The following is a 24,563-nucleotide window of genomic DNA, read 5'->3' on the forward strand; positions in this document are numbered from 1 at the left end:
AACAGAATGTTTAGAGCGCCATGCTCCGACCAGCCCTTCTCTCGCTCCTCGCCGTTTCTGCCTACGCGCAGGATTTGCTGCCTAAACCCGCGGTGTTGCAGCCAGAGGGCAAATGGAGCGATTTCCCGGCTCTCGCGGCGGATGGCGGCGGTATGCCGCATGTGGCTTTTGTGCAGTGGGATGGCGAAAAAGACACGCTGAAGGTCGCGAAGCTCACCGACGGAGCTTTGAGCGAGGTTTTGACCATCGGCGAGCCCGGTATCATCCATCAGCCGAGCCTGGCGACGGATCGCAAAGGCGTGCTGCATGTGATTTGGAGTCAGGTGAATGAAAAAGACCTCATGGAACTGCGCTGGACGCAAATCCGCGATGGCAAAGCTGAGGTCGGTACGCTCGCCTCATCGCCCAATGGCGGTAACGCCTTCGCCAAGGCTGCTACGAGTCCCTCCGGCGATGTGTGGTGCGTGTGGCAAGGCATGCGCGGCACCACTGCGGACGTGTTTTGCCGTTTTTTCGATGTGGAGAGCCAAAAGTGGTCCCGCGAGATCCAAGTCACCCAGGACTCAGCAGGCGATTGGGAGCCCTGCGTGGCCTTTGCGGGTGGGAAGGCGTGGGTCGTGTTCGATTCGGCGCGTGGCAACGAATTCAATATCTACGCCACGCCCATCGGCGACGATCTGCAAGCGGGTGAGGCGAAGCAGCTCATCGCCACCGATCGCTATGAAGGCCGCGTTTCGGCCATCGGATCAAAAGAGGGCAAAGGCCTGTGGATCACCTGCGAGCGCGGCAATCAGCAGTGGGGCCTCGACATGCGTGCGCATGGGCATGCGCAAGGTCTCAATGGCCGCAAGGACACGGTCTTCGCCTACTTCGACATCGAAAGCGGCCAGGTGACCGAACTCCCCGCGCCCGATGCCCTCTTCGCCGATCTTCCCGGTCCACAACCCGGTCAGGCAGCAGCGCCGCGCGGCAACAACGCGAAGGCGAAGGCCAAGGCCGCGGAGCAGAAGAAAAAAGCGGCAGCGCAGGCCAAGGAAAAGGGGCGTGCGGCTCCGAATGAAGTCGCCGCGCTGAATCTGCCGCACGTCATGCTCGATGCGGCGGGCCGTCCGTGGCTCACCGTGCGCTATTTCAAGAACTATGCCTGGCGCATCGCTTTGACACGCTACGACGCCGTCACGAAGCAATGGACGAAGCCCTTTGCCATTCCCGGCAGCGTCTATTCGCAGGATCATCAGACCACGCACGCCCTCGGCAGCGATGGCAGCCTGTGGATCGCGTGGCCGAGCGATCTGCGCAGCTCAAAGCTCCAGCTCAACACCGGCATCCACCTCGCCAAAGTCGCCACGGATGCCGATGTGCCGCTCGTTGCCGCGCCCGCAGCGAAACCACGCGATCCTTTCCCCGCCTACATCAAAGCCACCACGCCCGAGCGTGCGCAAAACGAGCGTCACACCTGGACGCACGACGGCGTGACCTACAAGCTCTACTGGGGCGATTACCACCGCCACACCGACGTCTCGAATTGCATCACCGCGAACGACGGCTGCATCGTCGAGCAGTTCCGCTACGCCATCGACATGGGCAAGCTCGACACCCTCGGCACCAGCGACCACACCGACATCGCGAAGATCTACACGCCTTACGAGTGGTGGCTGAACCAGAAACTCGTCGATGTCTTCTACGCGCCCGGTTTTTTCACCAGCATGTATGCCTACGAGCGCGAGCAAAAGTGGCCGTATGGGCATCGCAACATGGTCTTCGCCCAGCGCGGCGGCCCCATCGTTTACATCCAACGGAAAAACTACCTCGCCTCGCCCTGGCAGAAGCTTTTTCCCGTCAAAGAAGACGGCGAGGCCGAGTTGCATCCCTCCGAACTCTGGAGCGTGCTCACCCGCTACGGCAAACCTGTCACCGCCATCTCTCACACCGGCGCGACGGGCATGGGCACCGATTGGGATCAAATCCCGCCCATCGATCATCGCGTCGAAAACGTCATCGAGATCTATCAAGGCGCCCGCGTCAGTTACGAGGCCCCCGGCGCACCGCAGCCGACCGTCGGCTTGCGTGAAGGCGAGAAGTACAATCACTCCTCCGATGTCGTCGGCGTGCCCGTCGTGGGCGAACCTATCAGGAGCTTCACCGTGAAGAACAACGGCGTGTATCAGCATGCGCTCGAGATCGGCCACAAGCTCGGCGTGTGGGCGAATAGCGACCACATTTCCACCCACACGAGTTACGGCGGTGTTTATGTGAAGGAATTCACCCGCGAAGGCATCATCGAAGGCCTCAACGCCCGCCGCACCATCGCCGCCACCGACAAGATTTTCGTCGAGTTCACCTGCAACGACAAACTCCTCGGCACCGAGATCGCTCTCAGCGGCAAACCCGTGCTAAAATTCGCCATCGACGGCACCGCGCCGATCCAACGCGTCACGTTGGTCCGCAACGAGAAGAACCACCAGCAGTGGGAACCGAACGCGAAGACCTTTTCCCAGACCTTCACCGACGAATCACCGATTCAGGGCGAAAACCGCTACTACCTCCGCGTCGAGCAAAACGATGGCAACATGGCGTGGTCGTCACCGGTTTGGGTGCAGGTGAAGTGAGTCCTGAAAAAGTTAAGGGTTAGAAGTGATGCGTTAAGCCCTACATCTTCACTCATAACCCATAACTCATAACCCATCCCCTCACTTCCACCCGCCGCCGAGAGCCTTCAGCATCGCCACCGTCGCGATCAAGCGCTGCCCCTCGACCTGCGCGGCCAGCAGCTTCGCATTCAACACCGTCCGGTTCGCATCCACGACCTCAAAGTAGCTCGCGAGGCCTTTTTGATAGCGCAGCTCGGCGAGGCGTTGCGTTTCCTGCGCGGCCTTGATGGCGTCGTTCAGTGCGGCGGACTGCCGTGCATAGCCTTGGGAGTCCAGCATGCTGTCCTCGACCTCCCGGATGGCGGTGAGGATGCTCTGGCGGTAGGCGGCGAGGCTTTCCTCGTAGCGTGCTTTGCTTGCTGCGAGATTCGCTTTGAGCCGGCCGCCTTGGAAAATCGGCAGCGTCATGCTGGGACCGATGGTGAGCGTGCGGCTCTTCGCGTCGTAGAAGTCCACCGTGCCGATGCTTTCGAGACCGCCGGTGCCGCCGATCTTGAAAGCAGGGAAGAACGACGCTTTCGCCACGCCGATCTGCGCATTCGCCTCACGCATCTTTTGCTCGGCGGCACGGATGTCGGGGCGACGCTGCAGAAGCGTGGAGGGCAGGCCGCCCGGCACTCGCGGTGGCGAGGGCAGCGCGGCATTGTGTGAAAGCTTGAACGTGCTCGGAAGCTGGCCGCAAAGCACGGCGAGCGCGTTTTCCGCATTGCCACGCTGGCGTTCGAGAGACGCGAGATCGTTGCGGGCGAGCTCAAGTTCCGTTTTGGCCCGCGAGACATCCATCTCATTGGCTAGGCCGCCTTTAAAGCGGGATTCCTGGAGCTTCATGGCTTCCTGACGCCACTCGAGCGTCTCGTTCACGACGCCGATTTGCTTGTCCATCGAGTGCGCGAGAAAGTACAGACGCGCCACTTCTGAGGCGAGGCTGAGGCGCTGTGCCGCGAGCGTCTCCGCGGCGGCGGCCTCGCTGGCCTTGGCACCTTCCACACCACGTCTCACACGACCCCAAAGGTCCAGCTCCCAACCGAACTCGAAAAGGCTCTGAAAGCGACGGCGCTGAATCGAGGGGAGCGGGATGCCGGGGGGCAGGTTGGCACCAAACGAGGTCTGCGAGAGCCGCTCATACTGCATCGCGTCTTTGAAGCTGAGCTGCGGAAACCATTCGGATGCCTGCACGCCGATGAGAGCACGCGCTGTCTCCACGCGGGCGAGAGCACCGCGAAGGTCCTGATTGCTGCTCATCGCCTGATCGACGAGGCGGTTGAGATCCGACGAGCCATACAAGCGCCACCATTCACCCGGCATCGGCAGATCGCTCACGCTAGCTGTTTTGCCATTTTTCCACTTCGCGGGCAGCGCGAGGTCTGGAAGGGCAAAGTTCGGTCCCACCGAGCAGGAGGCGAGCAGCAGGGCAGGGAGGCAGAGAAGGGTTTTTGAGGTCATGGCTGGGCGTCCTGGGTGGCGATGAATACATCCATCTGCTGGCCGGCGAAGAGAGCGGCGGGCACGGGTTTCTGCAAACGATAGATCACTTGAAGCACGCGTGTGTCCACGCGTTCGGTGGCATCGCCAGTGAGGGATTTTTTCGGGATGACGAGCGGTTCAAAGCGCACGAACTCGAGCTGCGCGGCCAAAGAGGGGTTGCCACGCACCTGCGCGGTGGCTTGCGAGGTCGGCCGGACCTTCCAGGCCTCGTATTCGTCCACATCCGCGCGGACGTGCAGCACGCTCATGTCGCCCAGCACGAGCCAAGGTGTCTCCGTCGGCGTGGCGGCGATGTATTCACCCTCGCGCACCTTCACCTGGAGCACGGTGGCATCGCGTGGCGCGGTGATGACGCTGCGGGCGAGTTCAGTCTCGATGACCTCGATCTGTGTCCGTGCTCGCAGAATTGTAGCTTCATTGGATTTCACCTTCGCTTGTGCTGTGCCGAGCGTGAGCTCGCGCTGCGTGCGTTCCTCATCGGACATCGCACGAGCATCGGTGAGGCTGCGGGCGAATTCGACATTCCGCCGCGCCTGCGCCTCCTCGGCCTGTGAAACGGCGAGCGCGGCCTGCGCTTCGTTCACGTGCGCCTTCGCGACGGCGAGCTCGGCGCGAAGCTGTCGCGTGTCGAGCGTCACAAGCGTATCGCCCTTTTTCACCTGCTGGCCGGCTTTGACATGCGTCTGCTCGACCACGCCGCTGCGATGGCTGCCCAGCGTGATGAGTTCGCTCGAAGGCTCGATCAAGCCCACCGCGGCCACGGTGTCGGCATAGACGGAGCGTGGTGGAGGTGCGGGCGGGGCGGTGACGGTTTCCTGCGGCAGCTTGCTGATGACCGAGGTCACCGCCCAGCCGAGGGAAAAGAGCGCGATGAGAGGTAGAACGGGGAGTTTCATGAGGGTGAGGTGATTTGGGTGACGATGCCGTCATTCATGTGGGCGATGCGGTGGGCGTGGTGGAAGACGCGGTTGTCATGCGTGACGACGAGAACGGCCCGCTGCGGTGCCACGGCGGCGCTGGAGAGCAGTTGCATGACCGACTCGCCGGTCTCGTGGTCGAGTGCCGCGGTGGGTTCATCGCAGATGACGAGCCGCGGCTCATGCACGAGCGCACGAGCCAGTGCCACACGCTGCTGCTGGCCGCCGGAGAGGAAGCGTGGATAGGATGAAGCCTTCGCGCCAATGCCAAGACGGTCGAGCAAGGCGGTGGCTCGTTTCACCGCGTCGTCACGCTTCATGCCATCGGCGATCAACGGCACCGCGGCATTCTCTGCAGCGGTGAGCGAGGGCAGCAGGTTGTATTGTTGAAACACGAAGCCGAGCTCGCGACGTCGAAACTCGACGCGGTCTTTGCCACGCAGCGAACCATGCGCACGACCGAGCACATCGACCTCGCCTTCGCTCGGCTCCAGCAAGCCGGCGATAACCGAGATGAGCGTGGTTTTGCCACAGCCGCTCGGGCCGACAAGGAAGGTCATCTCGCCGAGGCGCGCATGGAAATCGACACCACGCAGGACTTCGGTGCGGTTTTCTCCTTCGCCGAAGTGCTTGCGCACGGTGCGGCAGGTGACGGCATGGGGTTCGTTCGTCTTCATGATCATCTAAAAACACTCGCGGGTTCCAGCACCAGCACCTTGCGCACGCTCAGCAGGCTCACGGCTGCGGCCACGAGGGCCATGAGCACGGCCACGCCGACCACGGCTTCCCACATCAGCACGATGCCGCGGGTGGCGAGCTGGTTGAGCGTGGCATTGAAAAACACCGCCGCCATGCCGGTGCCGAGCGCATAGCCGATGGCACCGCCGACGAGCGCTTGCAGCAAAACCATGCCGACCAAGCGCAGGTTCGTGACTCCAATGGCCTTCAAGGCGCCGAACTGCCGCAGGTTCTCGACGGTGAACATGTAGAACGTCTGCCCACTCACCGCGAGGCCCACGATCAAGGCCACCGCGATGGTGATGCCGAAATTCACCGGGATGCCGGTGTTCTTTAAATAATACACCACACAGTCCCACGCGAATTCCGCCGTCGTGCGGGCTTTCAGCCCGGTTTCTCTCTCGATGCGCCGGGCCAGCGCCACGGCATCGACACCGGCCCGCGGCCTCACCAGCACGTAGCTGAGCATCTTTCGCTCACGACCCTGAAACAGCACCGCCTCACTGTATCGCGCATGAATGACCGGAAAACTCACAAACGGCGCGGCGGCATCCGAGATGCCCACGATGCGGGCTTTGTGATCATTCAGCTCCAGCACGCGACCGAGCTCCAGCGGCTCGCCGGGATAAAGCAGGTCATAGCCGGCACGGTCGATGACGATGCTGTTCGCCTCGCGCAGGCTTTCCCAGGTCCCGAGTAGCATCTTTCGCGGTGCGCCGACCAGCGTGGCGTCATCGAGGCCGAGCGTGAAGTTAGAGGCAAATTTCCCGGCGGCCGTCTTCGCAGTGGGATTGCCTTTGAAGAGCCGCACCGCGTAGTCCACCCCCTCCACGCCGCGCACGCGGAAGAGGTCGGTGTCCTTCAGCGCCTTCGTCTGCTCGAAATACTCGGTGTGCGGATCCATCACCCAGATCTCCGCATCAGTCACATCGCGCACCTGGCTGCCGGTGCGCTTCATGATGCCGCAGAAGATGCTGACCTGGTTTTGCAGCAGAAAGGTCGAGAACGCGAAGGCGAACACGAGGCCGAAGTACTTCGCCTTGTCGGCCATGAGCATGCGGAGGGCGATGAAGTTCATGAATGTCTTTGTTTTATGGTTTTGCGTCCTTTAGCGATTTTGCGTCATTTGCGGATGAGAGTGTCGCCTGATAGCCACCTTTGCCGAATGCATTCCCTGTCCCGATGAAGCGTGCAGTATAAGTGCCTTTGAAGGTCTTGGATTTAAGATCGACTTTATCGACTCTGAGTTCGAGCGTCATCGAGACATTACCGATCACCGCCCAATTGCAGTAAAAGTTGGGCAAGGTCACCACGGGTGTTTTTGAGCTGGTCCAATCTACCTTACCTGTCACTCGGGGGCACCATGGAGGAAGGCCATTGACCTTTGCATACACTTTGCAGCGAAGATCCAGTCCAGACTCAGTTGCAGTGGAGGATTGGATGTCTAGGTCGGTCAGATTCATCACGAGTGGAAGCGTCGCTCCGCCTAGTCCGAATGCGGTCAAGGCATTGTTCGACTTTGCTTTGCCATCGCTACTCACTTTGGTGAGATGAATATGTAGCGGAGCTGGGTGCTGATTAAAAAGTGACTTCAGATTGGATGCGGTTTCGCTCAAAGGAACCGGTGGCGGTGACGTAGCTCTGGTTGACTTGGTTGATGTGCAGGCTGTAAAAAAGAGACTGGCTAGCACGAGTAGCAGATTAAGTTTGTGAGATGAGTTCATGATGTTTTTGATTGGGCAAGTTTTGATCTCTGGCCGGTAATTTTGAAGTAGGTTGCGGCTTAATTGAGAATACTCATGATGCGTTTTTTGTGAGTATTCGGCTCTAGCATAAGCCCGAGTTTCAAGGGCTCGCATTGCTCGGAATAATTCGAGAAAGTGAAGATGCACACCAGGTCGTCTTAGCCTTGTCGGCCATGAGCATGCGGAGGGCGATGAAGTTCATGAATGAAGGTCGTTGTTTGACTAATGGTCAATGCAGGGGCAAAAAAAGAGACAGGGATCAGGCGGCCTTGAGCCACTTCGAGGCGGAGGGGAAGATTTCCTTCAGGATGCGTAAGTCGGTGGCGCGGTAGTCGTGCTCGTGCAGCAGCGGCTTCCAGCCAAGGCCGTCGCAGATCAGGTCCTGGTTTAGCCGCACGGCCTGCATCTGGTCCTTGATGCCGGCGAAGACCTTCAGATTCGGCTCCTGGCCCATGATGTGACTACCTACGGTCACGGAAACGAGCGCGAAGGTGGCCTGCTCGGCCGTCACGCGGTCCTTGGGTAGGTCGCCGAGGGCCATCGCCTCAATGATGATGGTGCTGACCGCTCGCCAGCAGCGCATCCCCTCGAAGGCGTGAGCTTCCCGCCTCTCCTGGCTGGCTTTTTCGATGAAGGACGACGACTTCAGCATCATGTCCGTGTGGAAATAATCCGGATGCGCCATCGCGAACTCGCAGCAGGCAAAGCCGATCGCCCGGCAGCGCTCCCGCGTGCGGCCCTGAAAAGTCGCCGCCTGCTCAAAAAGGTCCGCCCGCTGCCGCAGCGACTGCGTGGCCACACCGAGCACCAGATCCTCCTTCGAGCTGAAATGCTGATACAGCGTGCCCTTCGAATACTCCACGGCCTCCGCGAGCTGGTCCATGTTCCAGGCCTGAAAGCCCTTCTCCAGCAGCAACCGCCGCGCATGCTTCAAAATGAGCTCCTCCCGCGCGATGAACTCGCGCTCCTTGCGGCTGAGAGCAGGATTTGGGGAAGGCATGGCCGAATCAAATCTCTTTTTTTGACCGTTAGTCAAATTCTTTCACCACACTCAGCTTGGAATCAACGCACTTACCTTCCGTTTCCAGCTTGAGAAAACATCGCTCGCCACCACATGGGCTTCGCCGGCCTCGACATGCTCGGTGGTTGTTTCTGGCGCGGGAAGCCATGCGGGCAGGCTTTGCTCGCCGATGTGCTCCTGCTGCTCGCTGCGCAGGAAGGCACGAAGGTTCACCGTGAGCTGGTTCGTGCGACGGTCGTGATTCGCGACCGCTTCCGCGCAGACTTCGTGGGTGACACCGTCGATTTCGACAGTGCCGAGGACTTGCGTGGCATCGAGCAGGGCGTGGAGCATCCGCGAATGATGAAGACGTCCTGGTATCTGGCGAGATGATTCTTCGTGCCGATTTTGGAGAAGGTTTGGCCGCTAGTCGGACGTTGAAGGGCGGCCATGCGATTCCTGACCAGCCTCCTCTTTTTTGCTTCGCTCGCCACTGCGGCGGAAAAGCCGTTGAACATCCTTTTCTGCTTCGCGGACGATTGGGGACGTTATGCGAGCGAGTATGCGAAGCATGAAAAGTTCCCGTCGCCGAATCAGGTGGTCAAAACTCCGAACATCGACCGCATCGCCCGCGAGGGGGCGCTTTTCAGCCGGGCGTATGTGAATGCGCCATCATGCACGCCGTGTCGCAGCGCGCTGAATTCCGGCCGCTATTTTTTCAACTGCGGTCGCGCCGCGATCTTGAACGGCGCAGTGTGGGATCCGGCGATTCCGAGTTTTGCGCTCACGCTGAAAGACAAGGGCTTTCACATCGGCAAGGCCTTCAAAGTGTGGAGCCCCGGCGAACCGGGCGATGCGCCGTTCGGTGGTCAGGCACACGCGTATCAGAAGGCAGGCGGACGCTTCAACAACTTCTCCGAAGAGGTGACAAAGATGGTCGCGGCGGGCAAACCGCTCGAAGAGGCGAAAAACGAGCTCTATGCCGAGGTGCGGGGCAATTTTGACGATTTCCTCAAAGCGCGGCCGAAGGGTGCGCCGTTCCTTTTCTGGCATGGACCGACGAATGTGCATCGCAAATGGGTCAAAGGCAGCGGCGAGGCGCTGTGGGGCATCAAACCGGACGACTTGAAGGGCAAGCTGCCAAAGCATCTGCCGGACGTGCCGGAGTTCCGCGAAGATTTTGGAAGTTACCTCGGCGAGATCCAGGCTTTCGATGCGCAGGTCGGTGTGTTGGTCAAAAGGCTCGAAGAAGAAGGCGAGCTGGAAAACACGATCATCGTCATCAGCGGCGATCACGGCGCTCCGGGCTTCCCCGGCGGCAAATGCAATCTCTACGACTTCGGCGTGAATGTGACGCTCGCCATCCGCTGGCCCGGACAGCCGGGCGGTCGCTACATCGAGGACTTTGTAAACCTCATGGACCTCGCGCCCACCTTCATGGAAATCGGCGGCGCGGCCATTCCGCCTGGCGTGAACGGCAAAAGCATCGTTTCGCTCATGAAGAGCGGCAAAAGCGGCAAGGTGGAGCCGGAGCGTGATTACGTCATCACCGGGCGCGAGCGTCATGTGAGCATCGCCCGTGAAGGAAACCTGCCGTATCCGCAGCGGGCGCTGCGCAAGGACGGCTGGCTCTACATTCACAACTTCAAGCCGGAGCGCATGCCGATGGGCGACTACAAACTGCTCACGGACACGAACACGCCGCCGATGAAAGACATGGAGAACGAAACCTATGTCGCCTTCCCGGACATGGATGCCTCACCGGCCAAAGCCTGGCTCATCGCGCATCGCAACGACTCGCAATACAAGTGGTACTTCGACTACGCGTTTGCCAAACGGCCGCAGGAGGAGCTCTACGACCTCAGCAAGGACCCCGATGCCACCATCAACATCGCCGCCGAGCCCGCATTCGCCGCCAAGAAAGCCGAAATGGCCGCCGAGCTCATGGCGAAGCTCAAAGCCGCCGGCGATCCGCGCGTGACGCAGGACCCGGTGCCATTTGAGCTGCCGCCTTTCACACAGGACACCAAAACCGGCCAGCAAGGCAAAAAGAAGGGCAAAGGCAAAGCGAAGGCGGAGTAAGCCGTCCGCATCACCTCATGCATCGTCCTGCTCTTCCCAGAACTTCCGCAGTTCGCGGAGCTGCTTCTTGTCAGGCTTGGCGATCATCTCGTGCGCATGCGGCGTGATGAGCGCGCGCTCCTTGCGCAACTCGCTCGCTTTTTGATACCACTCCTCCGGCGTCAGGTTCTCGCAGAATTCGGCCACGCGGGGAGGTCCGAGGCGCTGCGGCGGGAAACCGACGACCTTCAAACGGAGGCGCAGATCACCACGCGTGATTTCCAGCACGTCGTTCACCTTCAAATCACGCGAGGCCTTCAACACCTGGCCGCCTAGCATGACATTGCCCTTCGCGCAGGCCTGCGTGGCCAGGGAACGCGTTTTGAAGGCGCGCACATGATGCAGCCACTTGTCGGCGCGCTGGGTGAGGACGGGATCGGGCATGATCAGCGATCAGCGCTTCGCAGCCTCGGCGTTCCAGAGCTTGAGGTCGTCGAAGTAGCCGTCCTTGCCCGCGACACCGAGCTCAATCTTCGACTTCGTCGCATGAGCGATGCCGGAGGATTTCAGATAAGCCGCAGGTTTGCCGTCGATGGTCACGCGCATCTCATCACCGACGGTTTCGACGACGAGGGTGTACCATTTGCCTGCCTCCAGTTTCATTGGATAGGTCACCTGGCGCCCGACGAGCAGTTTGGCGACCTCGGCCTTTTTCGCCGGGTCTTTCTTCATCGCATAGATGTCATTGCGCATGTTGCCGTCCTTCTCGTCGATGATGGTCACGCCGTTGAGCCGGACCTGGGCGCGGCAGATGTGGCCGTAATGGCAGCCGGTGTATTTGCGGTCGTCGAACTCGACATCGATCATCGAGGCACCTTCGAATTTGATCCGGCATTCGACGACGCTGTCTTTCGTGGGGATTTCCAGCCCGTGAACCGCGGCGTGCGCGCGAATCTCGGGCTTTCCGTCAGCCGCAGGGATCGTCACATCGCGTGTCTGCGTGCCCTTGAGCGCTCCATTCTCCACCGTAAAAGTGGGGACGACCTTGTGCCAGACCTTGGCGGGCTCGGCACCTTGAAAATCATCGGAAAACAGTTCCTCCTTCTTCACCGCGATGGGTTTCGAGGGAACTTTCGGCAGGTCAGCGGCGAAAGAGGCGGTGGTGGCGAGCAGGATCGGAAGCAGGCGGCAGTTCATGGTGGTTAGGAGTGTCAACGACTGGTTCATCGGTCAAGCAGCGATGCCTTTGGGCTTTCGATCGCCGAAGATCGCGCTGCCGACGCGCACGATGGTCGCGCCCTCCTCGATGGCGATTTCAAAGTCGTGGCTCATGCCCATGCTGAGGAGCGGAAGCGGGCTGCCGCCTTGTTTTTCGAGTTCATCCCGCAGTTCGCGCAGTTGCACGAAATACGGGCGGCTTTTCGCGGCGTCCGGATCGAAAGGCGGGATGCACATCAGGCCTTGGATTTCGAGCCGGCGCAGGGCGTAGAGGTCTTCGAGGCTGGAGCGCAGCTTTTCAGTGCTGAAGCCGTGCTTGCTGCCCTCGGCGGCGAGATTCACCTCCAGATAAACCTTGGGATACAACCCCAGCTCTCCAGCGATGCGGTCCACATCGCGCGCGAGATCGAGCGAGTCGATGCTGTGGATGCATTTCACCGCCGGGAGGATTTTGCGGACCTTGTTCGACTGGAGATGGCCGATGAGGTGCCATTGCAGCTTCGCGGGCAGTTGCGGCGCCTTGGCCAGGATCTCCTGCACCTTGTTTTCACCAAAGAGAAGCTGTCCGGCCTCCACCGCCTCGCGGATCGTCTCGACAGGAAAGGTCTTCGACACGGCGAGCAGCTCGACCGAGGCCGGATCTCGCCCGCCGCGTGCTGCTGCGGCGGCGATGCGTTCGCGGATGGATTGCAGGCGGTCGTGGATGTCGTTCATGCGATGAATGCAGAGAAACGGAAGATGCGCCGCATGCGCAACGTATTTTCGCGCTCCATCCCACCTCCGCCCATGCAATCACGCCGCCATTTCATCCGCCAGTCCGCCGCCACCCTGTTCGCCGCCCCGTGGGTCACCACCGGCATGCGCGCCGCCTCTCCGAACGGGAAGCTGCGCCACGCGGCCTTCGGCGCCAGCGGCATGAGCTGGGCGGACATGAGCAGCATGTCCAATCATCCGATGTGGGAGCTGGTGGCCGTCTGCGATGTGGACACGCGCAATTTCAAAAAGGCGCAGGAGCGCTGGCCGGACATCAAGGTCTATCAGGACTGGCGCGAGCTGCTGGTGAAGGAGGCCGACAACATCGACAGCGTGAACGTCTCCACGCCCGACCACATGCACGGCAGCATCGGCATCGCGGCGATCGCGAAGGGCAAGCATGTCTATGGCCAGAAGCCCCTCGCCCACAACCTGTGGGAATGCCGCCAGATGGTCGAGCGCGCCCGTGAGCGCGGCGTCATGACGCAGATGGGCATCCAAGTTTCCTCCGACTTCTCCGAGCGCCTCGCCGTCGAGCTCATCCAGATGGGCGCCATCGGCAAGGTGAAGGAGGCCCACACCTTCTCGAACAAGAAATGGGGCGACATGGAGCCGCGTCCGGCCAAGAGCGACCCCATCCCCGAGGGCTTCGACTGGGACAAGTGGCTCGGCGTGGCGCAGGAGCGCAGCTACATCCAGGGCTACGATCATCCCGGAAACTGGCGCAAACGCCGCGACTTCGGCACCGGCACGCTCGGTGACATGGGCTGCCACATGTTCAGCGGCTGGTTCCGCTCGCTCGACCTCGCCGCGCCCATCTCCGTCACCTCCCGCGGCCCCGCGCCGAACAAGGACAACTGGGCCATCAACGCCGTCGTCGAATACACCTTCCTCGGCACCAAGTTCACCTACGGCGACAGCATCAAGGTCACCTGGACCGACGGCGACGCACGCCCGCCCGCCGAGGTCATGGCGCTCACCGGCGATGACGTGAAGAAATTCCCCGGCCAGGGCACCATCTACCTCGGCACCGAAGGCGTCCTGCTCCATCCGCACGGCTCCACGCCCATGCTTTACCCGCGCGACAAGTTCACCGGCTTCAAGTATCCCAAGCTCGAACCCCGCAACCACTGGGCCGACTTCATCGACTGCTGCCTCAAGGGCGACAAAAAGCCCAGCGCGAACTTCGACTACGCCGGCCCGCTCACCGAGGCCGTGCTGCTCGGCTGCCTGGCCAGCGCCTTCCCGAACGAGACGCTGCAGTGGGACGCCCCCGCGCTGAAGATCCCGAACAGCGCCGCCGCCGACAAATTCGTGCGCCGCGACTACCGCAAGGGCTGGGAGATCGTTTGAAGGAAACGATTTCAAACAAGCTCGAAGGAGCAGGCGTGACGGCCTGCTCCTTTTCTATTCGTCATCGTCGTCATCCCGCACGGAGTTCACCGGGCGCTTTTTCTTCACGGCGGAGATGTTGCGGTGGACCCAGACGCTCTGGACCATGCCCATGAGGAAGAGGGTGACGATGACGAAGGTGCCGCCGTAACTCACAAAGGGCATGGGCAGGCCGATGACGGGGAGCATGACGAGGTTCATGCCGGCATTCTGAAAGGTGTGGACGAAGAACATGGCGATGACGCCGACGACGATGAGCCGCCCGAGCTGGTCTCGCGCGCAGAAGGCGACGAAGACGCTCTGCAGGAGCAGCAGCAGCATGCCGGAGAGCACGAGGACGGAGCCGCGGAAGCCGAACTCCTCGGCGATGACGCCGAAGATGAAGTCATTGATGGACTCGTGCGGGAAGAAGGTGCGGTGGATGGACGCCTGGTCGGGCACCTTCTTCGATTCGGGCCCCTTCCCTTCCAATCCGCCGGTGGAGACGGCGATCTGGAGGTGCTTGGCCACCCAGCCCTCGTTTTGCAGGTCCACCTTGTCCATCTGGTTGGTGACCATGTACCAAGTGGAGTTTATGCGGGCCTGCTGGTAGGGCTTGAGGGCGAAGACATACACCAGCGGCACGACGCTGATGACGCCGAGCAACAGCGTGATCAAATAGCGGAACGGAATGCTGCCGACGAGCATCATGGAGAGGAAGACCGGCCCCCACACGAGGCCGGAGCCCAAGTCCTCCTTGATGACCATGATGGCGGGCACACCGGCGAGCATGCCGGCGAGCATGATGCGAAGCCACGGACGGCGGAACATGGGATGCAGACGCGGCAGCTCGCCAAAGATGACGGCGAGGATCAAGATGCCGGACATGATGGCGAACTGCGAAGGCTGAACCATCTGGCCGCCGACGCGAATCCATGCCTTGTTCCCGCCAATCTCGACGCCGATGAGCAGCACGGCCACCAGGCCGCCGATGCCGCCGAGATACATGGGCAGGCAGGCCCAGCGCACCCATTTGTAGTCGATGAGCGATGCGGCGAAGAAGAACGGCAGGCCGAGCATGACCCAGCGGATCTGGTCGCGCCATTTGAGGGCGAACTCGGCCTCCTCCTTGTGCGCGGAGGCATTGAAGATGGCATAAACGCCGAAGACGACGAGCCCGGCGATGTTCAGCACGATGAACCAGTTCATGCCGAGGAATTTTTTGAAAAGCGGTGTCATGGAGGCAGCGGAAGGGAGTCAGAGCGGTATATGAGAGCGTCCGAATGACGAAATCAGAATGCGGAATGACGAATGAGGAGCATTCGGGATTTGGAGTTCGGATTTGGGATTTGATTCGTCATTCGTTCTTTGAAATTCGTCATTTGCCAGTGCCGCAGCACGCTTCGCGCCGCTACATGAGCACCGGCACCGCATCGAGCAGCCTCTGAGTGTAGTCGTGGCGCGGATGCTCGCAGACCTGGTCAGCGGGTCCCTGCTCGACGATTTTGCCATGATGCATGACAACAATGCGGTCGCTCATGTGGCGGACAACAGCGAGATCATGCGCGATGAAGAGCAGCGTGAGATTGAATTCCTGCTGGATGTCCTTGAGCAGATTCAGGATCTGCGCCTGCACGCTCACGTCGAGCGCGCTGACGGGCTCGTCACAGATGAGAAATTTCGGCCGCACGGCGAGGGCGCGGGCGATGCCGATGCGCTGGCGCTGACCGCCGCTGAACTCATGCGGGTAGCGTTGCAGCGCATCCTCCGGCAGGCCGACTTTTTTCAGAAGCGCGACGGAGACGTCGCGGCGTTCCTCACGCGTTTTCTCCTTGAAGTGAATCTCCTGCGGCTCGGCGAGGATGGACTCGACGGTCATGCGCGGATTGAGCGAGCCGATGGGGTCCTGGAAGACCATCTGCATCTCTTTGCGCAGCGGACGGAACTCCTTCTCGCTCATCGCGAGAATGTCACGACCCGCGTAAGTGACGGTTCCTTCGGTCGCGGGAATGAGCTTCAGCAAGGCACGGGCCACGGTGGACTTCCCGCTGCCGCTTTCGCCGACGAGACCGACGGTGCTGCCCTCCTCGACCTCAAAGCTGACCTTGTCCACGGCCTTGATGACATCGGTGGCACGGCCCAGCCAGCCCCCGCGCACGGGAAAGTGAATCTTGAGGTCTTGAACGCTGAGAAGTGGCATGAGGAGGAGTTGAATTTAGCACACCCGGCGTCACGAGCGAAAGTTTCATTGCGGCAAAGCCTGAAAGTGCCAGCATCCGCCCCCAATGAACGACCGCTACGAACTGCTGGCCCCGATCGCCGAGGGCGGGCTGGGCACCGTCTTCCGGGCGCGGGACAGGCAACTCGGCCGTGAGGTGGCCGTGAAGCGCATCCGGGCGGACAAGGCGCAGAACGTCGGCTCGGCGGTGGAGGCGCTGATCCGCGACGCGCGGCAGCAGTCGGCGATCCAGCATCCGAACATCGTGGCGGTGCTCGAAGCCGGTGTGGATGAAGAAGGAGGGTACCTTGTCATGGAACTGGTCCAGGGCGAGACGCTGGAGGACCGGCTCGGTCGTGCTCCTTTGAGCGGCGATGAGTTCGATCAACTGGTGCGGCAGGTGCTTGCAGGCATGAGCGCCGCGCACGCGGCAGGCATCATTCATCTCGATTTGAAGCCGGAAAACATCATGCTCACACCGCGGCTTGGTGGCGGCATCCATGTGAAGATTCTCGATTTCGGCCTGGCCCGCCCCGTTGCACCGCCCGATGGCGAGGCGGACATCAAGCGGAACTCTTTGCATGGATCGATCCATTTCATGGCCCCGGAGCAGTTTGAACGAGCGGATGTGGATGAGCGAACTGACATCTATGCGCTGGGCTGCCTCTTTTATTATGCGCTGACCCACCTTCATCCCTTTGATGGTGACACGAAGCCGCAGGTGATGGTGGCGCATTTGTATCATCGTGTGAACCCTCTCGGCAAGCTACGCCCCGATCTGCCCGCGCATACCGTCCGCTGGATCGAGTGGCTGACCAGCCGGCATCCGGCGGAACGTCCGTCATCGGTGGCAGAGGCGCTGAAGGTCTATGAAAACGGTGTTTTGAGTTAGGCGTTGTTTTCGCAAATGGAATGATTCCTGACAAGGTCTGAGGAGGAACTGAAGTTGAAAGGGGCGATGTTCAACGAACTGAACCGGAGCATGTAAACAGCCTTGCGTGACAGGATATGAAACCACGCGCCAACCAATAGTGAGGGACATGCCAGCCTATTTTGAAAAAGGTAAAATCAGAATAGCTCCTCAGTTCCGAACCTACCTTGGCGATGCTTCAGCATGCGATCTGGCAGCCAACGTTTTCACACTTATAGCGGCCCCTCACTCATGCCCGCTCAACGCATTTGACGGAAAAAGCGACCCTACTTCGAAATGAACGTGCCAGCGGAACGGCCACCACCACTGCGCTTCTCCCTGATCACTCTTCCGAGTCACCAACCAAAGCGAGTGCCGGGCGAGTTTCGGAAACAACTTTTAGGCATGCGACCCACCTCATGATGTCGCGCGATTCATGCCATCAAGCCGTCACATGCACAAGCAGCCGGGGTCGCATCAATACCTAGCCCGAACGTTCCGAAACCACCCGGCCAAAAAAGCCAAAGGGAAGTTGCTTGAAAAACCTTAATAACTGTTTAAATGAACAGCATTGCTAACCGTGCCGACTATCAATGCCGAATTCTGACCGATTACATTTCCATTTACGCCTGCTGAAAGGGCCGGGACGTGCTGGCATTCACTGGGGTGTGCGCGCAGGCCAGCCCGTGGGGGACATGAAGGTCGGGAAGGAGGGATGGGCGGTGTGAATGGCAACCGCCGCCGCTCCTGGCATCACCGCGTGGTCCGCCGCTTCGGCCGGGGCTTCACTGCGCCCCGTTTCCCGGGCCTCACGCCGCTGTGGGTGCTGGGCGCTGGCAATTTTCTGGCGGCGCTGGCCGCGCTCCTGGCGGGCATGCTGCCCGTGGCACTCGTTTTCAGCGCAGCAGCCTGGGGCTGTCATGCCTGCATCCGCCGCACCGAGGCCAGATTCACGCGGGGCCTTTAAGCCGCGCTCCTCCCCGGCCGTGGCAAGAATTACTTCTCGTCCAAGGCCCGGCGGATGCGGTATTTGATGGCGAGCTGGTGCGCGGGGGTGTTGGCAAAGGTGAGGTTGCGGATGCGCTCGATCTGCAGCAGCGCGCTGCTCTGCGTGGCGTGGTAGTAGCTGCCGGTGTGGGCGATGTTCAGCAGGCGGGTGATGTAATCGAGTTGCAAGTTCTGCCGCATGGTGCTGACGGGCTTCGCGGGATCGTCGCCGGTGCAGATGGCGGTGGTCAGGGTGCTGAGCACTTCATCGACGGAGACTTCGTTGCCGTAGAGAGCGCTGTCCTGTAGGCGCTGGAGCGTGAGCGGATGCAGGACATGCGAGAGGAGCGAGGTCTGCATGCGGAAGGTCATGTCGTGGAGCTTTGGATCCTCGGTCTCGTCGCCATGGTCGAAGCCGCGGCGCTGCTGCTGGAGGTGGGCGTAGAGCTCCGGTGGAGCGGCGAGGGTGTCAGGCGCGAAGGCGTATTTCGCCAGAGCGAGCAAGGCACGGCGCTGCTTGTCGGCCTCGACGGGCTTGAAGGGCAGGGTGTCCGCCGCCTGGCCCTGCACGGCGCGCTCGACATACACGCCGCCGACATAACGCGAGATCGCAGTGAGGGCGTTGCCCGCGTCCTTGGTGAGCGTCATGTAGGCCTGCCCGACCTCCTGCCAGCTCTTGCCGGGATCGGCGACGTCCTTGAGCACGTTCTTGAGCTCGGCCTTCACCATCTCGCAGCGCTGCTCGCCGTAGGCGATGGGATCACTGCTCATGTCGAAGAGCATGGCGCGCGGGTCGATGGCCTTTCCGGTGGCGCGCATGTCGTCGGCGTCGTTCGCGAAGGCGAGCTCGGGCTTGTGCGACTGGCCGGCTATGGCTTCGAGGCGCTTCTGTTCCTCGATAGGATCTTCCAGAGCTTCGCTATAGCCGTAGTTGATGGCCCAGTGGTCGTAGGGGCCGGGCTTCGTGGTGAAATACTGGCCCTGCTTCACGCCTTTGGGCGCGATGTTCACCGGCGGGTAATCCATGACAGAGCCGGTGAGGCCGGTTTTCTCCGTGATCTCGGCGTTGTGGATGTTTTCCGGGCTGTGGAGGTGACTGGAGCGGAAATTGTGGTTCAGGCCGAGCGTGTGGCCGACCTCGTGGAGGCAGAGATAGTAGAGCGATTCTTTGACGAGGCGGTCCACCTCGATGCGGTCGCTCTTTTGCAGGCGCAGCATCGTCTGGCCGAACTGGATGCCCTGGCGGGCGCAGTTGCAGGCGATGCAGGCGTGCGGGTTCGACGCGGTGGCGCCCTCGGCTTGCTCCGTGGCGAGGCCGAGGTCGTCGAAGAGCTTTTTCGTGAGCAGGCGCTTCGTGATGTAGCTGTATTCCAGCATGATGTCAGCACCGAGGATCTGGCCGGTGCGCGGATTGGCAAAGCTGGGGCCGTAGCCACCGAAGGGCGGGTTCACGCTGCTGGTCCAGCGCAGCACGTTGTGCTCGATGTCGCCCGCGTCCCACTTCGCGTCATCGGGCTGCTGCTTGACGACGACGGCGTCCTTGAAGCCGGCGGTTTCAAACGCCTCGTTCCATTTCAGGACGGCGGCGCGGATGGTGTCGCGGAACTCGATGGGCGTGGTGTTTTCGATCCAGAAGACGATGGGCTCCACCGGTTCGCTCAGCGGTGTGCCGGGCTTTTGCTTCACGAGATTCCAGCGGTGAATCACATCGCGGTAGGGCGCGGCGTCGAGGCTGGTCATGTCGGTGATCTGATGCGTGAAGTAACCGACGCGCGGGTCGTCCATGCGCGGCTTGAAATCGTTCTCCGGCATGGCGATGAGCGTGTGCTGAACCTGCACGGTGATGTAGCGCGCGTCGGTGATGTCTTTGTCGTGCCTGCCGGAGGGCGTGGGATTTTCAAAGACATACTCGGCGATCACGGCGGTGTTCTTCGGGTAGCCGTTGATGCGCATGATCTTGGTCTTCGGCTCGGAGAGGCGGCCGAGCAGCGAGCGCTCGCCGCCGCCGAACTTCACCATCGTCAGCGTCTCGCGGAGGAAGAGATTCGTGGCGGGGATGAGCACGCCGTCCGCGTCCTCGGCCACGATGCTTTCACTGGCGAGGATGGCCTGGCTGATGTTGGCGTTGCGGGCCTTGGAGAGGGGATTTTGCGGATCAAAGTGGAGCGAGGTGTTCTTTCCGACGAACTCGACCCGGTCGAAGACCTTGCGCAGGGCGAAGATCGTCTCTTCGCCGTAGCGGCCACGGTTGTGTCCGGCGCCCACCGGGCCGTCCACGCTGTGATTGAAGTAAATGAACTCGGGGCCGATTTGATTTTTGGCGATGAAGAGCCACGGCACGCCTTTTTCCGCATCCAGATACATGCGGAACAGGCCTTCGACGCGCTGGAAGCCTTTGGTGAAGTCGGCCACCGATTTGCGCTTTGGCTTGTTGTCCTCGGCCGGCTTCGCGGTGCTCTGTTGCGCGGCGGGAGCCTGGACGGACACTTGAGGTGCTGGCGCGGCAGGCTGTGCGGGAGGATTCGACGGAGCCGGGGCCGGGGAGGGCTGTGGCTGGCCGGGATTCGGCTTCGGTTCCGGTTTTGGCTCGGGTTTTGGCTCCGGTTTTGCGGGCTCAGGCTTCGGCTCGGGCTTGGTGGGATTGGGTTTGGGCTCGGGTTTGGCCGGATCAGGCTTCGGCGGCTCGTTGGCGGCCTGGAGGGTGGAGATGGCGAAAAGGCTGAGCAGAACAAGGCGTGGAAGCATGGCGGCGGCAGGATGTTGCCGATCAGCATAACGGCACCGGAGCCATGTGCATGCATTTGATGGTAAGAATTAACCATCCCTTGCGTTTCCGCGGCTGAAAGCCCTCTCGACTATGAACACGCTCCGATTCAGCTCCGCGCTGGTCTTCTCCCTCGGTTTCGCCGCCCTTCAGGCCGCGCCGTTGCCGGAAAGCCGCAAAATCGACGAACTCCTCGCCCAAGGCTGGGAAAAGGCCGGTGTGAAGCCGAATCCGCCCGCCAGCGACGAGGTGCTCGTCCGTCGCCTCTATCTCGACATCGCGGGCCGCATCCCGACGCTGGAGGAGGTTCAGGCATATGTGAAGTCGAGCGATCCGGGGAAGCGTGCGAAGCTCATCGACACGCTGCTGGCCTCCGACGGCCACACCAGCCACATGTTCAACTACTGGGCCGACATCCTGCGCCTGTCCGACAACGTCAAAGGCCGTCTCACCGCCGAGGCCTACGAGGAGTGGCTCAAAAAGCAGATCAAAAACAACACGCCCTACGACCAACTGGTGCGCAACCTCCTCACCACCGACGGCGGCGTCTGGGACAGCGGCAGCATCGGCTTCTGGCAGCGGGACGAGAACAAGCTCGACCACCTGGCCTACACCGTGCAGGTCTTCCTCGGCACCAGCATCGTCTGTGCGCAGTGCCACAACCATCCCTTCGATAAATGGACCCAGATGGACTACTACCACATGGCCGCCTTCACCAGCGGCATGGACACGAAGAGCCGCGGCTTTGAGGCCAAGCCCGAGAAGGCGAAGCAGCAGTTCGACAAAAAACTGCTCGCCACCATGGACCCGAAGCAACGCCGCGAGTACATCAAGAAGATGCAGGCGGAGCAAAAGTCCGCCGCGAAGACTGAGGAAGCCGCGGTGAGCCGTGAGGACATGAAGCAGGTGAAACAGGCCATGCAGGACGTGATGAAGCCGCTGCGTTACACCAGCGCGAACTGGGAGGAGGGCAAGCTGCCCACACTGCCGCACGACTATCAATATAAGGACGGCAAGCCGGGCGAGAAGGTCACCGCCAAGGTCATGTTTGGCCATGAGGCTGAGTTGAAGCCCGGCCAGACCACCATTCAGGCATTTGCCGACTGGATGACCGATTCGCAGAATCCGCGCTTCACCACGGTGATCGCCAACCGCATGTGGAAAAAGGCCTTCGGCATCGGTTTGATCGAGCCGGTCGATGAAATGACCGACAGCACCGTCGCCAGTAATCCCGCGCTGATGGACTACCTCACGCAGCTCATGGTGGAGAAGCAATATTCGCTCAAATCGTTCCTCCGCGTGCTTTACAACACCGACACCTACCAGCGCGCCGCCACCACGCAGGAAGTGCCTCTTGGCGAGACCTACCATTTCACCGGCCCCATCCTGCGCCGCATGAGCGCCGAGCAGATCTGGGACTCGCTCGTCACGCTGAGCAAAGGCAACGTCGATGACGCTGTCGATGAGGAAAACACCCGCCTGCACCAATATCTCGACGATCTGGCGATGTTCCTGAACACCATCAAAGCGAAGGGAGCCGCTGGCCTTGTCGAGATCGCCAAACAAAACGCCGGCAAGCTCGCCGAGAACCAGAAGAAGATCGATGAAATGAAGGCGAAGCTCGACGCTGACAAAGCCAAGGGCATTGATGTCACCGCGCAGTCCAAAGAACTCGCCCGCGCGGCCCAGCAGCTCCGCAAATCGACCGAACGTGACTTCCTCGTGGCCCTCGTCGGCGAGGAGCGCGCCGCCGAGCTGCGCCAGGGTTATAACGCCAAGCAGCCGGAGAAAACCAAGCGTCCGCAGATTGATCCCAAGCAGCTCGCCAGCATGACCAAGGAGCAGCGCAAGGAGTTCATGAAGAACTACCAAAAAGGCGCGAACAACAAGGACGTGAACCTCGCCACTCGCGCCAGCGAGCAGCCCAGCCCTGCGCGCCCGGGTACCTTTCTGCGCACCTTTGGCCAGAGCGACCGCGAGCTTATCCAGAACGCCTCCGACGACGCATCCGTGCCGCAGGCGCTCACGCTGTTGAATGGTCCCGTGGCCGACATCCTCAGCAGCCCGGCCTCGAAGCTCAATCAAGACCTCGGCAAAGCCGCCAACACGCCTGCGAAGCTCGAAACGCTCTACCTCGCCCTCCTTGGCCGCCAGCCAAACGCCGACGAGGCGAAGGTGCTCGCCGAGGTGGCCTCCCAGCGCGGTGACAAGGCCGTCGAGGATGTCACGCACGCTCTCATCACCGGCAGCCAGTTCCTGTTCGTCCAGTAAACACCCCTCATCGTCGGACCTGTCTGACCCGTCTGACCAAACACCGTAAACGCCATGAAAACGCCTCTCCACACTGCTGATCCAATCTCTCGTCGTGCTTTCACTGAGCGCATCGCCAAGACCTGTCTCGGCGTCTCCGTCATGAGTGCGCTTGCGCCACGCGGCTTCGCCGCGCCGTTTGAAGGCGCCTCGAAGGCCAAACAGGCCGCCACCGCGAAGCGCGTCATCTATTTGTACATGTCCGGTGGCATGACGCACCTCGACACCTTCGGCGTCGTGCCCGGCGCGGACACCATGGGCAACACCAAGGCCATCGCCACCAGCGCCGATGGCGTGCAGGTCAGCGAATACCTGCCGAACACCGCGAAGATGATGCACCGTGGCGCGATCATCAACTCCCTCACCTCCACGCAAGGCGCGCATGCACAGGGGAACTACTTCCAGCACACCAGCTACACCATGCGCGGCGCCACCCGGCATCCGTCCATGGGCGCGTGGCTGCAAAAATTCCAGGGCAAGGGCAACGCCGACCTGCCCGGCTCCGTCATCATCACAGGCGACAGCAAACACCCCGGCGGCGGTTTCTTCGAGGCTGCCTTCCAACCGCTCATCCTCAACGATCCTGCCAAAGGCCTGCAAAACAGCCATCGTCCCGCCAGCCTGAGCGAGAGCGACTTTGACTACCGCCTCGGCCTCTCCGCCAAGCTCGATCAAAATTTCCGCCAGACTTACAACTACAACGGCGTCAAAGCCTACGCCGAGGTCTATAAAGATGCCATCAAGGTCATGAAGAGCGAGGATCTCGACGCCTTTGACCTCAGCAAAGAATCCGCCGAAACGCACGCGGCCTATGGTGAAGGCAACTTCTCCCAGGGGTGCCTGCTCGCGCGCCGCCTCATCGAGCACGGCGTGAAATTTGTCGAAGTCACCCTTGGCGGCTGGGACATGCATCAGGACATCTATGCCCGCCTGCCTGAACGCGCCGCCGAGCTCGACAAAGGCCTCGGCGCGCTGCTCACCGATCTGGACCGCCGCGGACTTCTCGACGACACGCTGGTCGTCCTCACGTCCGAATTCGGCCGCACGCCGAAGATCAATCAAAACGACGGCCGCGACCACTACCCGAAGGCGTTCAGCTCCGTCCTCTGGGGCGGCGGCGTCGCCGGCGGTCAGGTCTATGGCAAGACCGACAAAGGCATCGAAGTCACCGAAAACAAAGTCAGCGTCCCCGACTTCAACGCCACCATCGCCTACGCGCTCGGACTCCCGCTCGACATGGTGCTCTACTCATCCACCAAGCGTCCGTTTACCGTCACCGACAAAGGCCAGCCGCTGACAAGCTTGTTTGGTTGAGAGTGTAACCATGGCCGCCTTGTTTTTCAGGACATGCAAAGTGAACGTAACACGTCATGGAACTGTGCTGCATAGGCGAATCAAATGCTCTTTACATCGCAAACAGCGGACGTTTGCATCA

General features: G+C 61.1%; 20 protein-coding genes. 6 read left to right on the forward strand and 14 right to left on the reverse strand.

The genetic code is table 11. From position 1 onward, the window contains the following. The first annotated feature begins 20 nt into the window (after positions 1 to 20). Positions 21 to 2,609: a hypothetical protein gene (locus ACILSE_RS18270; RefSeq protein WP_395718866.1), complete on the forward strand. Its 2,589-nt coding sequence runs from the start codon at positions 21 to 23 to the stop codon at positions 2,607 to 2,609. A gap of 81 nt (positions 2,610 to 2,690) precedes the next feature. On the opposite strand, the gene ACILSE_RS18275 is transcribed toward ACILSE_RS18270, so the two are convergent. From ACILSE_RS18275 to ACILSE_RS18305, 7 genes are all read right to left on the reverse strand, one after another. After that, the gene (locus ACILSE_RS18275; protein WP_395718867.1) at positions 2,691 to 4,094 is read right to left on the reverse strand and encodes an efflux transporter outer membrane subunit; all 1,404 of its coding nucleotides are present in this window, start codon (positions 4,092 to 4,094) and stop codon (positions 2,691 to 2,693) included. Continuing rightward, positions 4,091 to 5,032 (reverse strand): efflux RND transporter periplasmic adaptor subunit, encoded by a 942-nt coding sequence (locus ACILSE_RS18280; RefSeq protein ID WP_395718868.1) that lies wholly within the window; start codon positions 5,030 to 5,032, stop codon positions 4,091 to 4,093. Before ACILSE_RS18280 ends, ACILSE_RS18275 begins: the two co-directional genes overlap by 4 nt. Beyond that, the gene (locus tag ACILSE_RS18285) at positions 5,029 to 5,730 is read right to left on the reverse strand and encodes an ABC transporter ATP-binding protein (protein ID WP_395718869.1); all 702 of its coding nucleotides are present in this window, start codon (positions 5,728 to 5,730) and stop codon (positions 5,029 to 5,031) included. The genes ACILSE_RS18280 and ACILSE_RS18285 overlap by 4 nt, the downstream gene beginning before the upstream one ends. A 2-nt stretch (positions 5,731 to 5,732) precedes the next feature. Further along, the gene (locus ACILSE_RS18290; RefSeq protein ID WP_395718870.1) at positions 5,733 to 6,869 is read right to left on the reverse strand and encodes an FtsX-like permease family protein; all 1,137 of its coding nucleotides are present in this window, start codon (positions 6,867 to 6,869) and stop codon (positions 5,733 to 5,735) included. A 13-nt stretch (positions 6,870 to 6,882) separates the two neighbouring features. Continuing rightward, complete coding sequence (locus tag ACILSE_RS18295) at positions 6,883 to 7,515, reverse strand: hypothetical protein (RefSeq protein ID WP_395718871.1); 633 nt, start codon at positions 7,513 to 7,515, stop codon at positions 6,883 to 6,885. Between the two features lie 280 nt (positions 7,516 to 7,795). Further along, positions 7,796 to 8,536: a TetR/AcrR family transcriptional regulator gene (locus ACILSE_RS18300; protein ID WP_395718872.1), complete on the reverse strand. Its 741-nt coding sequence runs from the start codon at positions 8,534 to 8,536 to the stop codon at positions 7,796 to 7,798. A gap of 51 nt (positions 8,537 to 8,587) precedes the next feature. Then, complete coding sequence (locus ACILSE_RS18305; RefSeq protein WP_395718873.1) at positions 8,588 to 8,890, reverse strand: hypothetical protein; 303 nt, start codon at positions 8,888 to 8,890, stop codon at positions 8,588 to 8,590. 96 nt (positions 8,891 to 8,986) lie between these two features. Here ACILSE_RS18305 and ACILSE_RS18310 point away from each other — a divergent pair, with 96 nt between their 5' ends. Then, the gene (locus ACILSE_RS18310; protein ID WP_395718874.1) at positions 8,987 to 10,618 is read left to right on the forward strand and encodes a sulfatase; all 1,632 of its coding nucleotides are present in this window, start codon (positions 8,987 to 8,989) and stop codon (positions 10,616 to 10,618) included. A gap of 15 nt (positions 10,619 to 10,633) precedes the next feature. Here ACILSE_RS18310 and ACILSE_RS18315 read toward each other — a convergent pair whose 3' ends face one another. From ACILSE_RS18315 to ACILSE_RS18325, 3 genes are read right to left on the reverse strand one after another with little or no spacing between them, the layout of a single operon-like run. Then, a complete protein-coding gene (locus ACILSE_RS18315; protein WP_395718875.1) occupies positions 10,634 to 11,041 on the reverse strand; it encodes an RNA-binding S4 domain-containing protein in 408 nt (135 codons plus the stop codon). 9 nt (positions 11,042 to 11,050) lie between these two features. Further along, positions 11,051 to 11,794, reverse strand: a complete 744-nt coding sequence (locus ACILSE_RS18320) for a hypothetical protein (protein ID WP_395718876.1) — start codon at positions 11,792 to 11,794, stop codon at positions 11,051 to 11,053. Between the two features lie 33 nt (positions 11,795 to 11,827). Then, entirely contained in the window at positions 11,828 to 12,529 is a 702-nt protein-coding gene (locus ACILSE_RS18325) for a YggS family pyridoxal phosphate-dependent enzyme (RefSeq protein ID WP_395718877.1), read from the reverse strand. Positions 12,530 to 12,601: 72 nt separating this feature from the next. On the opposite strand from ACILSE_RS18325, the gene ACILSE_RS18330 reads away from it, so the two are divergent. Further along, positions 12,602 to 13,921 (forward strand): Gfo/Idh/MocA family protein, encoded by a 1,320-nt coding sequence (locus tag ACILSE_RS18330; RefSeq protein WP_395718878.1) that lies wholly within the window; start codon positions 12,602 to 12,604, stop codon positions 13,919 to 13,921. A 54-nt stretch (positions 13,922 to 13,975) separates the two neighbouring features. On the opposite strand, the gene ACILSE_RS18335 is transcribed toward ACILSE_RS18330, so the two are convergent. Beyond that, a complete protein-coding gene (locus ACILSE_RS18335; RefSeq protein WP_395718879.1) occupies positions 13,976 to 15,178 on the reverse strand; it encodes an FtsW/RodA/SpoVE family cell cycle protein in 1,203 nt (400 codons plus the stop codon). Positions 15,179 to 15,350: 172 nt separating this feature from the next. After that, positions 15,351 to 16,139 carry an ABC transporter ATP-binding protein gene (locus ACILSE_RS18340; RefSeq protein WP_395718880.1) on the reverse strand — a complete coding sequence of 263 codons (789 nt, stop codon included), beginning with the start codon at positions 16,137 to 16,139 and terminating at the stop codon, positions 15,351 to 15,353. Between the two features lie 85 nt (positions 16,140 to 16,224). Between ACILSE_RS18340 and ACILSE_RS18345 the strand changes: the two genes are divergently transcribed. Beyond that, positions 16,225 to 17,049: a serine/threonine-protein kinase gene (locus ACILSE_RS18345; RefSeq protein ID WP_395718881.1), complete on the forward strand. Its 825-nt coding sequence runs from the start codon at positions 16,225 to 16,227 to the stop codon at positions 17,047 to 17,049. 676 nt (positions 17,050 to 17,725) lie between these two features. On the opposite strand, the gene ACILSE_RS18350 is transcribed toward ACILSE_RS18345, so the two are convergent. Next, positions 17,726 to 17,989 (reverse strand): hypothetical protein, encoded by a 264-nt coding sequence (locus tag ACILSE_RS18350; protein ID WP_395718882.1) that lies wholly within the window; start codon positions 17,987 to 17,989, stop codon positions 17,726 to 17,728. Between the two features lie 74 nt (positions 17,990 to 18,063). Then, on the reverse strand, positions 18,064 to 20,799 hold the full coding sequence (locus ACILSE_RS18355; protein ID WP_395718883.1) for a zinc-dependent metalloprotease: 2,736 nt from the start codon (positions 20,797 to 20,799) through the stop codon (positions 18,064 to 18,066). A gap of 112 nt (positions 20,800 to 20,911) precedes the next feature. Here ACILSE_RS18355 and ACILSE_RS18360 point away from each other — a divergent pair, with 112 nt between their 5' ends. Beyond that, positions 20,912 to 23,089: a DUF1549 domain-containing protein gene (locus ACILSE_RS18360; RefSeq protein WP_395718884.1), complete on the forward strand. Its 2,178-nt coding sequence runs from the start codon at positions 20,912 to 20,914 to the stop codon at positions 23,087 to 23,089. A gap of 54 nt (positions 23,090 to 23,143) precedes the next feature. Then, the gene (locus ACILSE_RS18365; RefSeq protein WP_395718885.1) at positions 23,144 to 24,442 is read left to right on the forward strand and encodes a DUF1501 domain-containing protein; all 1,299 of its coding nucleotides are present in this window, start codon (positions 23,144 to 23,146) and stop codon (positions 24,440 to 24,442) included. Positions 24,443 to 24,563 lie beyond the last annotated feature (121 nt).

The organism is Prosthecobacter sp. (assembly GCF_044236155.1).
In the GTDB taxonomy this organism is placed as follows: Bacteria; Verrucomicrobiota; Verrucomicrobiia; order Verrucomicrobiales; family Verrucomicrobiaceae; genus Prosthecobacter.